Origin of the sequence: Brevundimonas variabilis (genome assembly GCF_014199945.1) — a bacterium.
Classification (GTDB): Bacteria; Pseudomonadota; Alphaproteobacteria; order Caulobacterales; family Caulobacteraceae; genus Brevundimonas; species Brevundimonas variabilis.
In genome coordinates this window covers 139,997-154,459 of the sequence record NZ_JACHOR010000003.1, presented here as the reverse complement: position 1 = coordinate 154,459, position 14,463 = coordinate 139,997, and the positions used below count along the sequence as shown (strand labels likewise).

The window sequence follows — 14,463 nt, the reverse complement described above, 5'->3', positions numbered from 1 at the left end:
GAAAATTCCGTTCATCTCATTGTATTGACGTTGGTTCCCCTATACTCTGCTAGAAACACATTTGATATTGGATCGGGGGTCTTTGGATGGCAGATAACAGCGTGCCAGCGACCGGTCTGAAGACGAAAGAGAATATCCGCGCATACATTCATGTTTTTCATGGGAAGGACATAGATAGATATCGCAAGGATTTTCTTGCTGGACTGGAGCCAGATGAGTCTCCGTATGGCTTTCATCTCGCCGACAATTGCGCGTTTTCTACAGAATTCTCAAGGGACTATGATGGCGGGCTGAAGATCATTCAAAGGGCGCTGGTCAGGGTCTTCGGTTTCGACGTGTTTCATGCCTTCTTCAACCGGGATCGCGTGCGTTCCGCCGACGTGGTCTGGACGATGACCGAGGGCGAAGCCTTTGCAGTGGCGGCTTTGATGGCGCTAGGGATCGTTCCGCGTCGGCCGATCCTGGGAAACATTGTCTGGCTGGCGAATAACTGGAAGGCAAACAGTCGCTTTCGGCGCACGGTCTACACTTATCTCAGTCGCTACATCAGTGTCATGACGGTCCATTCCGCGTCCTGCCTTCCCATCGTGGAAGCGGCTTTCCCGCGCATGAGGTCTCAGCTTTTCTATTTCGGGGTCAATACTGCGGTTTTCCCCGTCTCCTCACCCGTGATCGAGAAGCATGAGGGTCCGATCATCATCTTTGCAGCGGGCAACGATCCGACGCGGGACTGGGAAACGCTGCTGGCCGCATTCGGAAATGATCCGCGCTTTCGACTGGTCATGATCTGTTGGTGGCTGAGCGATGATCGGGCGTCGAGGTACGATAATCTGACGCTCATCCGCTCGCCCGCCATGGCGGATTTTCTGCAATGCTATAGGGAGGCGGATGTCGTTGCCGTTCCAATGGTGGCGAATATGTATTCCGGTATAACCGTCGCTCTCGAGGCTGTGGCCCTGGGCAAGCCGGTCCTGGCAACATTCACCGGGGGGTTGCCGACCTATTTTGGTCCCGACGAGATCCTGTACGTCCCCGAGGGCGACCCAGAAGCCATGAGGAAAGCCCTTTGCGACACTACGCCCGAGAGCCGCGCAGCCCAGGCCGCTCGCGCCCAGGAACGCTTTGTCGAGCGAGATTTCTCTACGGAAGGTATGGTCGCTCAGTATGTTGCGGTCACGCGCCAGATCTTGGGGCCCAACTCGGAGTTCAGATAGGGCAGACGCAGGCGTGCATATAACGGCGCTTGCTGAGCTCTGCTCGGGGAGGCATGATCCGGAGGGGCCGGGCAGCAGACGCTCGGCTATCCGGTTTGAGTTTCGGGGTTTCAATGAACATCGTCGGCAGCATCAGACGGCGACTTTCGTCCCCGTATCCTGAAGGCATGAGTTGGAGAGAGTTTCGGCGCATTCGTGCTGTTGCGCCGTTTCAGGCGGGGTCAGCGACCTTCCTGGGCCGAAAGATATTGTTCTCGGACAGTCCAGGCTTCCTGCACTCTGTGACGGAAGTCTTTGCAGACGAAGTCTACAGGTTCGAGGCTACCACTGACCGGCCGCATATTATTGATGCAGGTGCGAACATTGGTTTATCGGTACTGTATTTCAAGACGATTTATCCCCTGAGCACGATCGTCGCGTTTGAGCCGGATGAAGATATTTACCGTATGTTGGAACAGAATGTCGGGCATCTTCCCGGCGTGACCTTGAAGAAGGAGGCGGCCTGGGTCGAGGATACCGAGCTTACATTCTTTTCAGAAGGGTCACTCGCTGGCTCAGCCGAAATGGATTTCCTGGGAACAGGCAAGCGGACTGTTGTTCGGGCCAGCCGACTTAAGGATGAAATACGTAAAAAGCCGGTCGACTTCCTGAAAATTGACATCGAGGGCGCGGAGAATGCCGTCATGCTTGACATCAAGGATGAGCTGAAAACCGTCGACCACCTGTTTTTCGAGTATCATAGCAACCCGGAGAAACCGCAGCTTTTAGGAGAACTGCTGACCATCGTCAGCGCAGCAGGCTTTCGCTATGTCATAAATGGAACTCACGGTCCCCGCCTGCCATTCGTCGAAACGGTTTCCCATGGATTTGACCTCCAACTTAACGTGTTCTGCCGTCGTTCCTAACCCCGGTGTTTGGAAGGATGAACAGCGACTGCACTCTCGGATTTGGTGGGCCGTTTTGTGCGCTAGAGGCGCCGTTGACCACATGGGTCAACAGGCGCTTGATCACGTCGATGACTGATTAAGTCGATGCCGCAGTGCCGGTCTGGCGCTGTCAGTACGACGCCAACTCGTTTCCACGGACGGGAGTCCGCGCCGGGGAAGTGAGACCGCTTGGCAAGCGTCTTCACTGGGCCAGGGCGACCCAGCATCGTTGCGCATTTTTCTACTTATGAAGGGACGTTCCCGGTTGAAGGGCTGTGGAATGCGGCAATAACAGAGCTGAACTTCTGGAGCGTCATCATTTGCCAGAACCTCACAATGGCCCATTCTCGTTGTCGGAAGGGCAGGTGACAGTTCTAGTGCTTTTGTTGGTCCGGCACCCCATAGCCGATCTGTGCTTGAAGTTCGCCGGATCAACCGTGAGCCACAACCTTGCTACTACAAGCGTTGTAGCAGGTGCGCCAGCCGTCCGCATACGCGACGCCCAATGTTCGAATAACTTTCGCCCCCAGCCCGTCGTCATGGTTCAGAAGCGAAGGTCTAATCTCTCAATCCTTCTTGAGGTCTGTGGCGTCTGTTGGATGCTCTGCCATTTCTTTTATGCAGTCGAAGTGACGTGTCCGCCTCAAATCGCTCTAGGAATAGTTGAAGTCTGCCCCTCGAAAGTACGGACAGAACGGAACGATCAGGGTTCACATAATAGCATGTCAGTCAGATCCTGCTTCATCAGGTGGCTAGCGTTGCTGCGGCGGAGGTCTGCCCACGTCCGGCGATAGCTTGGCGACCTTCTGCCTGTGCTTTGTGCTGGCAGAAGGGTATCGATTGGCCGCTGCCGGCAACCGCAACAGTTCTGTCGGACAAGGACATTCGCCAGCCGACCTTGGCCGATTTCGGCACCCCGTTTGAATATGACGGCGTGCCGATGGCGTCTCTGGCCTGACGCGGCTAGAGGTGGCTGGCAAAGACAAGCGGAGACCCATCTTGCGTATTCTTGTGACTGGCGGAGCCGGCTTCATCGGCTCGGCCCTCGTGCGGCGATTGATCGACCACAGCGACCACGAAGTCATGGTATATGACAAACTGACCTACGCCGGTGTGCTCAGTTCCTTGGCGCCGGTGGCGGAAAGCGGTCGTTACAGCTTTGTCCAGGCTGACATCTGCGACGCTGCCGCAGTTGCGGCGGCTATGGCCGATTTCAGACCTCAGATCATTGCCCACTTGGCCGCGGAGAGCCACGTCGACCGGTCGATTGATGGACCGGGCGAATTCGTTCAGACCAATGTCGTCGGCACCTTCGTCATGCTTCAGCAGGCGCTGGGTTATTATCGAGACCTGGAGCGTGAGGCTCGGGCTGCCTTCCGCTTTCATCACATCTCTACGGACGAGGTGTTCGGTTCCCTCGGTGATGAGGGCTTCTTCACCGAGACCACATCCTATGACCCACGCTCGCCCTACTCGGCGTCCAAGGCGTCTTCGGACCATCTGGTCCGAGCCTGGGGGCATACCTACGGCCTCCCAGTTCTCGTAACCAACTGCTCTAACAATTATGGCCCCTATCATTTTCCGGAAAAGCTTATCCCGCTGATCATCATCCGTGCACTGAATGGCGAGCCTCTGCCTGTCTACGGCGACGGGACCAATGTGCGCGACTGGCTGTTCGTCGACGACCACGCCCGGGCGCTGCAGGCCGTGTTCGAAAAGGGCACGCCGGGCGAAACCTACAATGTCGGCGGCAATGCCGAGCGCCGGAACATCGACGTGGTCCGCGCCATCTGTGCCGAACTGGACCGGCTCAAGCCGCGCGAGGATGGAAAGCCCTACGCGGACCAGATCACCTATGTCACCGACCGGCCGGGTCACGACCAGCGCTATGCGATCGATGCCACCAAGATCCGCGACGACCTGGGCTGGACCCCGGCGCAGACGTTCGAGCAAGGCATCGGCATGACGGTGCGCTGGTACCTGGAAAATCAGGCCTGGTGGCAGGACATCCTTGACGACCGTTACGCGACCCAGCGGCTCGGCGTCGGCAATGGCTGAGCCCTTGCACATTCTGGTGACCGGTGGTGCGGGCCAAGTGGGACTCGAGCTCGCTGCCGCTGCATGGCCGGATCATGTCCGGCTGCACCTGCCAACACGCGAACAGCTCGATGTGGCGGACGCCAGTGCGGTTGCGGCCCTGTTTGCCGCCACGCCGTTCGCCGCCGTGATCAACTCCGGCGCCTACACCGCGGTCGACACGGCCGAGACAGAGATCGCGGCCGCCTTTGCTGCCAACGCCATGGGCCCGGCCCTGCTGGCCGAGGCAACGCGACGGGCGGGTATTCCGCTGATCCAGGTCTCCACCGACTATGTCTTCGACGGCTCCGCCGACCGGCCCTATGTCGAGACCGATGCCGTCAGCCCCTTGGGCGTCTACGGGGCCAGCAAGCTAGCAGGCGAACTGGCGGTGCGGTCCGGCAATCCACGCTCTGTCGTCCTTCGCACGGCATGGGTCATCAGCCGCCACCGCGCGAATTTCCTCAAAACCATGCTGCGGTTGGCGGCCGACCGCCCCGAAGTGCGAGTCGTCGACGACCAGCACGGCTGCCCGACCGGTGCCGCTGACATTGCCGAAGCGCTCAGGACCATCACGCTGCGGATGATGGCGGATCCTGATGCTCCGGCCGGCCTCTATCATTTCGTGAATGCGGGCGACACGACCTGGGCCGGCCTGGCCCGCGAGGTGTTTGCCCGGAGCGCATTCCGGGGCGGCCCGTCGGCCAGGGTCGAGGGCATCACCACCGCCGACTATCCGACGCCCGCCCAACGCCCAGCCAATTCGCGTTTGTCCACCCACCGGATTGCAGCAGACTATGGCGTGGCGGCCCGCCCCTGGCAGACGGCCGTATCCGATATCGTGGACGCATTGTCCAAGCAGGAGATCTCAAAATGAAGGGCATTATTCTGGCAGGTGGTTCGGGCACCCGGCTGCATCCAATGACGACTGTAATGTCGAAGCAGCTAATGCCGATCTACGACAAGCCGATGATCTATTATCCGCTTTCGACCCTGATGCTCGCGGGAATCCGCGAAGTTCTGATCATCTCGACACCGCGCGATGTTCCCTCATTTCAAGCATTGCTGGGCGACGGCTCGAAATGGGGGATGAGCATTGAATATGCTGTCCAGCCGAGCCCCGACGGACTGGCCCAAGCCTATATCATCGGTGCTGATTTCGTCGGCAATCACCCCTCGGCTCTGATCTTGGGCGACAACATCTTTTATGGGCACGGTGTCACCGACCTGTTTACCAGCGCCATGGGCCGCCCGGATGGCGCATCGGTCTTTGCGTATCATGTCACCGACCCGGAGCGGTACGGCGTGGTCGAGTTCGACATGCAAATGCGCGCCCTGACCATCGAGGAAAAGCCGAAGACGCCGCGTTCGAACTGGGCCGTGACCGGACTGTATTTTTATGACGCGGACGTGGTGGACATCGCCGCTAACCTCAAGCCCTCGAAGCGAGGGGAACTCGAGATCACCGACGTTAACCGCGTCTATCTGGAACGCGGCAAACTGTCCGTTGAGATCATGGGACGTGGCTTCGCCTGGCTTGACACCGGGACCCCCGACAGCCTGATCGAGGCGGCCGAATTCGTCCGTACTCTTGAAAAACGTCAGGGCTTCAAGATCGCCTGTCCAGAGGAAGTAGCGTTCGAAAAAGGCTTCATCGACGCTAGTCAGCTTGAGACCTTGGCTGGCAATATGGGCTCCAGCACTTACGGACATTATCTCAAGACGGTAGTGCTTAGCAGCAGAGGTCGAGCTTCAGCGCAGTAGGAGCGAATGCGACCCGTTGTGTTTGATGTCGTAGACTGCCCTCCCGGCGGGCCTTTTTGTCGGGCTCCAAGATTTGGGCGGAAAATTTGCCGCATGAACTGACCGTAGGGGCGCAGATTTCTAATCTAGTTGAATTGAGCACGCTGAAAGGGTTGCAGCCGCCAGTTGTTATTGCTTCAAGTGAAATGGGTCTCTGTTGCTGTAAGTTTTCGCGCTGGAAGGCCTCGTCATGGTGCAGTCAATTCAGCGCTGACTCGTCCCCGCTGGCGGGGGTACAAGCAGGTAAGCCGAGGGCTAGGCGGCGAGCATACTGCTTTCGGTCAAAGTGGCCAAAGATTAGGCTTGTATGCCTCTGGGCTGATGAGGTGGCGGTTTTGGTTGAAGTAATTGTGGAAGGCAGCGTAGAAGGCGCTGAACATTTGCTGCGTCTTTGATCTGCCGCAACCTCCATGGCCCGTTCTCTTTGCTGGAAGGACGGGTGTGAGGTCTTCACCCTGGCGTTGGCCCAGCGCACCACCCCCTGTTTGGCGGTGTTGACGCACTCTTTCCTGGCGGCCTTGCTGGACCGCAGGCCATCGGTCGTGATGGCCTTCACCCGGCCATGTCGCTTCACGACTTTCTCCGTGAATGTCAGAGCTTTCACACCCGAAGCCGTTGACTTTAATCAGCGGGCTCTACAGCGCGAGCGCGAAAGTTCGACACAATAGCGTTAGCGCATGTCAGTTTGGCTCGGCCGATTTGCCAATGCCGAGGTCAATCACCTCGCAGGCAACCTCTTTTGCGCCGTCAAATACAATCAGCACGACTGTCCCTTCGCTCCCGGAAGAGACAGACACTTCGCTGACCGGACGATCGGGTTGTCCCTGGGTGCGACCCGCCTGAGTTACATTGCTCGTGCCGCTAGGCGTGCGCGATGTGGTTGTCAGTTGCCAACGGAGCGGTCGGGGCGTTACCGCCGCGACATAGGCCCGGATAGATGTTGTCCGATCCTGCTGGATCAGTTCGAGGTGCGCTTCTACGCCGACGTCCGTCATGGCAGACCTCACGACTTCAGGGGGTGGGGGGAAGGCCGGTTACGAGTGTGGTGATACCGGCCACGATTGCGTCTATCGCCGAAGGCGCCGAGGCAATATCACCCTCTTCTTCAGGTGAAGTCACTGAGCTTCGAAGCGCTATAGATGCAACGGCCAGCTCGACATTGGATGCGTCTAACTCGCCGTTGCCAAGTCGCCGGGTCGCGGCATTCAGATCTGATGCGGGTGGTCTCAGCTCTCGCTGATTGGCGAGGAGACGCTGCTCGGCAGAAAGGGGCTGGTGATCCGGTGGCTGGAACTCGCTGGCCCGAGCTTCGATTACACGTTCACACCCTGCGGGCTGGGGACTTCGCTGTGGATCGCACCGGTCGGGGCCGGAGGGGGCGGCTGCAGTGGTATTGCGACCATCGGAGCGACGCGATAGGGCGGGCGACGCTTCAGCGCTGGGCTCCAAGACGTTCGGATCTGGTTTGAAATAGGCTTGGCCACGCTCAATCGTCACTTGGGGCGTCGGGGTCGTCGAGGTCGAGGTCGTCTCTGAACGTGCGATCCGCCGGTCGTTCAAGGGTACGATGCCCGGAACGAGGGGCCGGGCGTCAGGGTCGATCTGGATGGTAGCTGTTGACGCGCGCTGCGCTGGTCTGTCGCTGTTCATCTGATTGATAGCGACGCCCGAGGTCTCTTGAGCCGCGACCGTCCCACTTAGCGCTAAGGCAAAGACGACACCAAGCGTGATACGGGACATGGGCATACTCCTTTTCGGATCGTACCTCATTTAAGACGCGCCGTCAGAATCTGGACGTCTGCACCGTCGCAAACTTGCCGGACGCGCTCTCAAACACGGTCCAATCACAAAACGCTGTAACGAGCAGGTCACCGCTGCCCGGACGGATTGGACTGGTAAATGCTGATGGCGCGCCCATTGCCCTCCATCGTCACAATGGGTCCGCTCAGCCCGCTGCCGTTCTGCACCCAGGTCAGGACGTTGTCGTAGCCAGTCTGGCTGGCGTTCATGGCATTGCCTTCGCCATCCTGCTCCAGGATGGCCGAGTTGCCGTTTCCAGACTGGTTCAGGTCGATCCTGTTGCCATTGCCTTTCTGCTGAAGGTTTGCGGTGTGGCCGATCAGCGCTGACATCTGGTTGACCGAAGCTGTGTTGCCCCCTCCCGATTGGGAGATCGAGGCGGAATTGTGGGCCGTACCACTCTGGGTGACGGAAGCGGTATTGTCATCGCCGCTCTGCGTCACGTCGGCGAAGGAAGAGGTCGCGTCCTGGCCAATAAATGCCGTATTCTGTTCGCCGCTCTGGAAGATGCGGGCAAAACTATTCGTCGATCCCTGACGCTGAGTGATGCCTGCACGGTTGTCAGCGCCAACTTGATCAACGTAGGCCCCGGTGCCAAAGCTCGCGGTCGCACGGTTCGAGCCCGTCCGACACGATCCAGCATAGGCTGCACAGCCTTCTGCAGTCGGCAGTGCCTGAGCCGCAACACTTGTGCCCGCCGATAGGTGCAAAGCCAATCCGACAAGCAGCAGACGCATGGACATCCAACAATCTCCGTGGGTCCGAGACCCGTGTCGTTATCCGGTGACTTCACCGGAAAGGACGGCCGGCACCGTGAGGTACCGGCCGCTTTTCTTGTCTCTAAGCCTAGAGGCCGCCACCATTCTGAATGACGGTTGCCGAGTTGCCATTGCCGGACTGATTGACCATCGATCCATTTCCGTCCGAAGACTGCGTGACCGTGGCTGTGTTGCCGTTGCCACCCTGCAAGATCGTCGACGTGTTATCGCCTGCAAGTTGCTGGAGCGTGGCAGTGTTGTCGATTCCGGACTGGCCGATAGACGAGGTGTTGAGATCACCTAGCTGATTGGAAGACGCAGAGTTCGAAAGCATGGCCGTGGAGGAGAAGCCGGTCTGGCTGATCGTTGACAGGTTGCCCTCACCGTTTTGCGTAGCGGAAGCCGAGGCACCCATCGCGAACTGAGCGGGGGTGGTCGCGAACCCGGCCGAAATCTGATCGATGAAGACATTGTTGTCCGCACCGCCGTCATTATTCTGGTTCACCGTCGCCAGGGCCGAGCCGTTCTGGAAGTCTTGCTGGACGTCAGAGTTGTTGCCGACTCCGGTCTGGGTGATGTTGGCGTCGTTGTCGGTCGAGGTGTTCGACGCATAGATCGAGTTGTTCTCGCCACCCGTCTGATTAACGCTGACCTGGCCGCTGGAGGCATTATTGCCCTGAGTCACCAGTGAGTAGTTCTGGCCTGCACCCGCCGCGTTCTGAGTCTGGTTGACCAGAACGGTGGAGCCGGTGCCGCTGGCACCGAAGCCGTTGACGTTCAGTTGGTTGACGGTCGAGACGTTGGCCTGGCCATCGACGGAAGAGCCGGCACCGTCGTCCGTCTGGGTGACGGTGACAGTGCTTTCCGGAGCACGGTCGTCGGCGCCGGTAAGGACGGTCGAGGTCGAGCCGGTCAAGCCACTCTGACCCACGGTGACGGTGCCGCCGCCGTTCTGGGTCACGGTCGAGACGCTGTTGTCGCCGCTCTGGGTTACGCGGGAGACGGCCGACCTGCCGTTCTGGGTCAGTAGCGAGTCATTGTTGTCGCCGGACTGAACGATTTCCCCGGCATTTTCCGAGCCATTCTGCGTTGCGGTTGAGTCGTTGTCATCGCCGGTCTGGCGGACATCAACGATGTTAAGGTCGCCGCCTTGCAAGACGTCTGACTCGTTGTTCATACCGCCCTGATCGACGAGCGCAAGGTTGTCCGATCCGGTCTGGAAGATGCTGGAGTCAGCGAAGGTGCTGCCGACGCGTTGCGTGACGGCCGCTTCACTGCCGATGCCGGACTGATTGACGACGGAGTCGCCTTCATTGCCCAACTGCCTCACATTGGCCGCATACAAACGACCGCCGGTCAGGCTGAGCGACGCCGCCGATTGGGTCACCGAAGACGTGTTGGCAGACCCGACCTGTTCGACCGAGGCGCTGGTATTGGCCGACTGGATGATAGTCGACGCATTCACGTCGCCAGCAACCGCGGGGTTCAGCAGGTTGGTTTGCCGCACCATGGCATTGGCACCATCGGCACCGGCCAGTTGGTTGACCGTCGACGTGTTCTGTTGGCCGATCTGACCGACATTTGCTGACGCGGATGCATTCTGAAGAATGGTAGAGTCGTTCGACGGGAAGAAGGTGCTGGCCGTCGAGTCACCCTGCTGGTCAACGGTCGCATTCGCTCCACTGGCGGTTTGCGTGATCAGCGAGTTGTTGTCACCATACACACCGTCCTGAGTGACGGACGCGATGGCATCCCCGGACTGGTCAACTTGAGAGTTGTTGAAGATCCCGGTCTGACTGATCGTTGCCAGTCCACCGCCCGACTGGATGATCCCTGAACGGTTCAGATCACCCGTCTGGGTCACAGAGGCAGCATCTCCGGCACCGGCCTGGCTGACTTCCGAGAAGTTCGCGCGAACGGTGTCACCACCGGCGACGTCGAGCCCGTTTGCTCCACGCACCCGCGGACGGGGGAAGGCCGAAAGGACTTCGGTCTGTGTGACCGTCAGAGTCCCATTCGAACCAGTTTGGCTGACGGACGAGTCGTTTTCGTTTCCGTTCTGGCCAACGATTGCTGCGTTGTTGAAGTTCGTCTGGGCAACCGTCGAGACGTTGCGATCGCCAGTCTGCGCCACATTCGCATTGTGATCGCGTGCAGGGCCCTGAGTGATGACGGACGCATTGTCATCGCCGTCCTGCTGGACATCGGCGTCTTGGTTGATTCCCGACTGAGAGACACTGGAGTTGTTGTCCAAGCCGCCGGCCAGCTGGCGAACATTGGCCGTCTGGTCCAGACCGGATTGCGTCACGTTGGAGATACCGGAGTCGCCAGCCTGCAGGACGATGGCACCCTGGTTCGTGCCGGACTGTCCAACTGTCGAGCTGTTGTCATCTCCCGACTGGGTGACGTTGGCTTCGTGGAAGCCTGCCGAGCCGGTCTGGGTGACGAGTGACGTGTTTTCGTTTCCGCCCTGGTTAACGATGGCGTCCTGGTTGCCACCGGTTTGGGTGATGGTGGAGTCGTTGTCGCTTCCGCCCTGTGTGACAGTAGCGTCGTGGAAGCCGCCGGTTGTTCCGCCCTGGTTGATTGTCGAGACATTTCGGTCAGCGCTCTGCACGACTGTCGCTTCTTGCGAGCCACCGTTCTGGGTAATGGTCGATCGGTTGTCATCGCCGTCCTGGAAGACGCCGCGGACGTTTGCATCCCCGTCGCCGACCCCGTTGGCGATCCCGTTCTGCGTGATGGTTGAAGTGTTTCTGTCGCCCTTCTGATCGACGAAAGCGTCGTGGAAGGCGTTGCCCGTCAAGAAGCCTCCACCACCCTGGGTCACAGTCGACACGTTATCGGTTCCGTCCTGCACGATGCGGGCGTCGTTCTCGTCGCTGGTCTGTGCTACCGTCGAGCTATTGCTTTCACCGTTCTGGCGAACGGTCGCATCGCTGTCATTGCCGGATTGCGTGACTGTGGAAATCTGGCTCGAACCGTCCTGACCCACATCAGCGTCATCGTCGTCACCACTTTGTGACACTGTCGAGGTGTTAAGATCACCTGATTGATCAACGAAGGCATTTGCGCCGTCGTTTGATTGCGTGACGCGAGAGAAATTGTCGCCAACCTGCACTACAGTGGCTTCGTTGTTGTCGTCGCTGTTCGAACCAGTGGTGTTCGATTGGTCAATGATCGATTCAGCGGATGCGCCGGTCTGTGTAGCGGACGCTTTGTTACCGTTGCCGCCCTGAATGATGGTCGAGCGACCGGCCGAACCCGTCTGACCAACCGTGGCCTGAGCGTTGATGCCGGTCTGGGTGATCGTGGATACATTGTCCTGGGCAAACGACGATGTCGCCGCCAAGAGGGCGACGGTCGAAACCGAAGCCAAAATTGAGAGTTTCATGGCTGTAATTGTCCTCTTGAACAGCACGCCACACGGGTCGCGCCGTTGATTTGATTGGAGCCAACTGTCAGGCTGGCGATGTGAGGCTGCTAAAACCCGCGCTCTACTCGCCCCGCGGAAAGGGCGTCTGGTCTACTCACGTTCAGTTCGCTCGCCCGGGAGGTCAGAGTCCCGGGCGGGCGGACTGTTCCGGTCGTGCGACCGAAACGGTTGATGCGGAGGGGAGTCCGCTGAAGGATTGGGCGGGCGATCGCTGCGGAGAGGAGACCTGCAAGCTGCGGGCCTGGTCACCGGGCGAGATCGAAGACATTTCACGCGGGCGTGAAGACTGCGGGGACGTGGCTTCGGTGGCCAAAGCGTAGGACATTCGCTGACGCACGGCCTCGGCCTGTTCGGCGGTCAACTTACCCGCCCGTTCCTGCTGATAGGACCACAGCATCGGCCAGCCGGCTTCGGTGTCTGCAAAATTCCAGAGGTTCAGCTCGACGCCTTCCATCACCAGGCCGTAGACGGCCTTCTCGATGGCTTGCTGCAAGGCGACCTGGTCGGGCTCGTTGGTGGTCAGGCCGGCCTCGGCCTCGAGCAGTTCCTTGAACCCGATATAACGGAAGGCCCCGCCGCCGATCCCGTACGAGGCGATGGTCTTGGACGCGGTGACGGATGTCAGCACCTCGCCGGTGCGGACCGAAACGGCACGCAGATAGACAGTCACGGTGTCCTGCCGATATTCGCTCCGGGCATTGATACCCAGGAACCCGGCTCCGACACCTCCGGTCATGGTGTTGGAGTCGTAGCCAACGATCCCGCCTTCAAGAATGACGCCCGCAAACAGCAACGAGGGCAGGGCTTCCGGGTTGACACCGGTCTCGCCGAGGTAGCGTTCACGCATTTCGCGGATGATTTGACGCTCGTTCAGCAAGTGAGACAGCTGCTCGCGCTCGATCACCGTGAACCAGCTGCGGTTGCCGGTATCCTGCAGCGCCTTCATCAGGATGGACGCCCCGCCCTGACTAACGGCGCGCGACAGGGTCTGGCCGGTTTCCGACGGCCGGAACTGGCCGGTCTGGTCGGTAAAGCTGTAGACAGCCACGGCGACAGGCCTTGATGGAGCCGGAATCGCGGCCAGCGCGTCACGACTGGACGTCGCAGCGGGCAGTACCGGGGCCGAGTAAGGCTTGGCCCTGACAAGGCTCAAAGGCGGGGCTGCGATGGTTCCGCAACCGGCGAGCAAAATGGCGCAGAGCGCGCTGAAGATAAGCGAACGCATCAGAGGATGTTGAAGAAGAGAGGGACGACGATGGTGGTGATTTCTCCAGTGGCGTCATCCGTCACCGTGATGGTCACATTCTCAAGATCGCGGAAGAAGCTGATCGTCTGGCCGCCGAGGGTGAACGTGCCACGCTCCTGCGGGTTATCGCCGAAGATGGCATCAACCAGTTGTGACGACACGGCAGACAGCAGGCGAGACTGGAGTTGGCGAGCGAAGATATCGCCCTGGCTCGATCCAGAGGTCGAGTTGGGGTCACGGTAGTCATTCTGCGCATTGGCAACGCCCAAAAGGTGCGCAGAGTTGAATGGATTGCCCCCAAAGGTCGGATTGATCGGCTTGTAGGTGATGTCCTGCGCGACGCTTTCGCTTGTCGCTGCAACACCAAGGATAACCGTGACCCCTGCAACCCAGCCTGCCAACTGTGGCGCAATTCGTACCATTCCTCGTCCCCCGTACGTCACCTTTGCGGCGCTCTCCACAGCCACGTAGCAACGTTAGGGATTTGTTAACATACTCCGAATTGGGGATGAAGCGACGCTGTAATCGCAAATAAGGCGCAGGCAATAAAGCTTAACCATAAATCTCTCAGTGTATAAGCCACATTCGCCTGATAGGCGAGTGAATGATTTTGCTCAAAAATTTTTATGTGAATTCAGTTAACCAATTCCGTGGCGACATAGGATGTACTGGAGTGACGTGCTTCTTTGATGACGTTAGGGCGAAGGTCGGTCTTTTCACTGACAATCATGTTTTCAGTACATGGCTTAGGTAAGCTTAGAGTCTCTGAAATCGTTTTCCGGAACGCGCCCAAGAGCGGCTTTCTAGGTAGCTGCAACCCTTGGTGCGGGGGCTTGGTGAGATGTGCTTGAAGTCCAACGCCAACAGGATCTGGTGGACACGTCGACGTTAGAGGGTCTGGAAAAATGGTGATCGTCCAGACAACCGGCGATCTGGTCACTAAACACATTATCGACGATGAAGACTGACCGCTGTCGCATTTCTTCGGTGCCACGTTTGATGAATGGCTCGGCAAGCTTTGGCCGCGCGGCCGGGCGTTGAGAGAATAGCCTTTCGGTTGCCGACACCGGAGACAACTCCTGCTTCGAATGGCCAAAGCCGCAACCTCCTTGATCATGGCAAAGCAGGATCAGAGGTCTCGATTGGGCCCAAAGGCGACGTGTCGCCCAGTTGCAGGAAGACCACGAAGGTGATCGGTTAATCT

General features: G+C 59.0%; 10 protein-coding genes. 5 read left to right on the top strand and 5 right to left on the bottom strand.

All coding sequences use genetic code 11. The annotated features are described in order from the left end of the window. Nucleotides 1-86 precede the first annotated feature (86 nt). The 5 genes from GGR13_RS09430 to rfbA all read left to right on the top strand — a co-directional run bounded on the left by GGR13_RS09430 (nucleotide 87) and on the right by rfbA (nucleotide 5,980). The gene (locus tag GGR13_RS09430) at nucleotides 87-1,214 is read left to right on the top strand and encodes a glycosyltransferase (protein ID WP_183213282.1); all 1,128 of its coding nucleotides are present in this window, start codon (nucleotides 87-89) and stop codon (nucleotides 1,212-1,214) included. Between the two features lie 113 nt (nucleotides 1,215-1,327). After that, the gene (locus GGR13_RS09425; RefSeq protein ID WP_183213281.1) at nucleotides 1,328-2,119 is read left to right on the top strand and encodes an FkbM family methyltransferase; all 792 of its coding nucleotides are present in this window, start codon (nucleotides 1,328-1,330) and stop codon (nucleotides 2,117-2,119) included. A gap of 1,020 nt (nucleotides 2,120-3,139) precedes the next feature. After that, nucleotides 3,140-4,198, top strand: a complete 1,059-nt coding sequence (rfbB, locus tag GGR13_RS09420; protein WP_183213280.1) for a dTDP-glucose 4,6-dehydratase — start codon at nucleotides 3,140-3,142, stop codon at nucleotides 4,196-4,198. Next, nucleotides 4,191-5,093, top strand: a complete 903-nt coding sequence (rfbD, locus tag GGR13_RS09415) for a dTDP-4-dehydrorhamnose reductase (RefSeq protein WP_183213279.1) — start codon at nucleotides 4,191-4,193, stop codon at nucleotides 5,091-5,093. The genes rfbB and rfbD overlap by 8 nt, the downstream gene beginning before the upstream one ends. Continuing rightward, the gene (rfbA, locus tag GGR13_RS09410) at nucleotides 5,090-5,980 is read left to right on the top strand and encodes a glucose-1-phosphate thymidylyltransferase RfbA (protein WP_183213278.1); all 891 of its coding nucleotides are present in this window, start codon (nucleotides 5,090-5,092) and stop codon (nucleotides 5,978-5,980) included. The genes rfbD and rfbA overlap by 4 nt, the downstream gene beginning before the upstream one ends. Before the next feature lie 719 nt (nucleotides 5,981-6,699). Here the strand turns inward: rfbA and csgH are convergent. From csgH to GGR13_RS09385, 5 genes are all read right to left on the bottom strand, one after another. Beyond that, on the bottom strand, nucleotides 6,700-7,014 hold the full coding sequence (gene csgH, locus GGR13_RS09405) for a curli-like amyloid fiber formation chaperone CsgH (RefSeq protein ID WP_183213277.1): 315 nt from the start codon (nucleotides 7,012-7,014) through the stop codon (nucleotides 6,700-6,702). 873 nt (nucleotides 7,015-7,887) lie between these two features. Continuing rightward, entirely contained in the window at nucleotides 7,888-8,562 is a 675-nt protein-coding gene (locus tag GGR13_RS09400) for a hypothetical protein (protein WP_183213276.1), read from the bottom strand. A 103-nt stretch (nucleotides 8,563-8,665) separates the two neighbouring features. Beyond that, nucleotides 8,666-11,998 carry a hypothetical protein gene (locus tag GGR13_RS09395; protein WP_183213275.1) on the bottom strand — a complete coding sequence of 1,111 codons (3,333 nt, stop codon included), beginning with the start codon at nucleotides 11,996-11,998 and terminating at the stop codon, nucleotides 8,666-8,668. A 136-nt stretch (nucleotides 11,999-12,134) separates the two neighbouring features. After that, complete coding sequence (locus tag GGR13_RS09390; RefSeq protein ID WP_183213274.1) at nucleotides 12,135-13,238, bottom strand: CsgG/HfaB family protein; 1,104 nt, start codon at nucleotides 13,236-13,238, stop codon at nucleotides 12,135-12,137. Continuing rightward, nucleotides 13,238-13,726 (bottom strand): curli production assembly/transport component CsgF, encoded by a 489-nt coding sequence (locus tag GGR13_RS09385; protein WP_221230592.1) that lies wholly within the window; start codon nucleotides 13,724-13,726, stop codon nucleotides 13,238-13,240. Before GGR13_RS09385 ends, GGR13_RS09390 begins: the two co-directional genes overlap by 1 nt. Nucleotides 13,727-14,463: the final 737 nt, after the last annotated feature.

Excerpts from the sequence above, each read along its gene's own strand:
- csgH (WP_183213277.1), bottom strand. The coding sequence starts at position 7,014 with ATGACGGACGTCGGCGTAGAAGCGCACCTCGAACTGATCCAGCAGGAT.
- rfbD (WP_183213279.1), top strand. The coding sequence starts at position 4,191 with ATGGCTGAGCCCTTGCACATTCTGGTGACCGGTGGTGCGGGCCAAGTG.
- GGR13_RS09425 (WP_183213281.1), top strand. The coding sequence starts at position 1,328 with ATGAACATCGTCGGCAGCATCAGACGGCGACTTTCGTCCCCGTATCCT.
- GGR13_RS09400 (WP_183213276.1), bottom strand. The coding sequence starts at position 8,562 with ATGTCCATGCGTCTGCTGCTTGTCGGATTGGCTTTGCACCTATCGGCG.
- GGR13_RS09390 (WP_183213274.1), bottom strand. The coding sequence starts at position 13,238 with ATGCGTTCGCTTATCTTCAGCGCGCTCTGCGCCATTTTGCTCGCCGGT.
- rfbA (WP_183213278.1), top strand. The coding sequence starts at position 5,090 with ATGAAGGGCATTATTCTGGCAGGTGGTTCGGGCACCCGGCTGCATCCA.
- GGR13_RS09430 (WP_183213282.1), top strand. The coding sequence starts at position 87 with ATGGCAGATAACAGCGTGCCAGCGACCGGTCTGAAGACGAAAGAGAAT.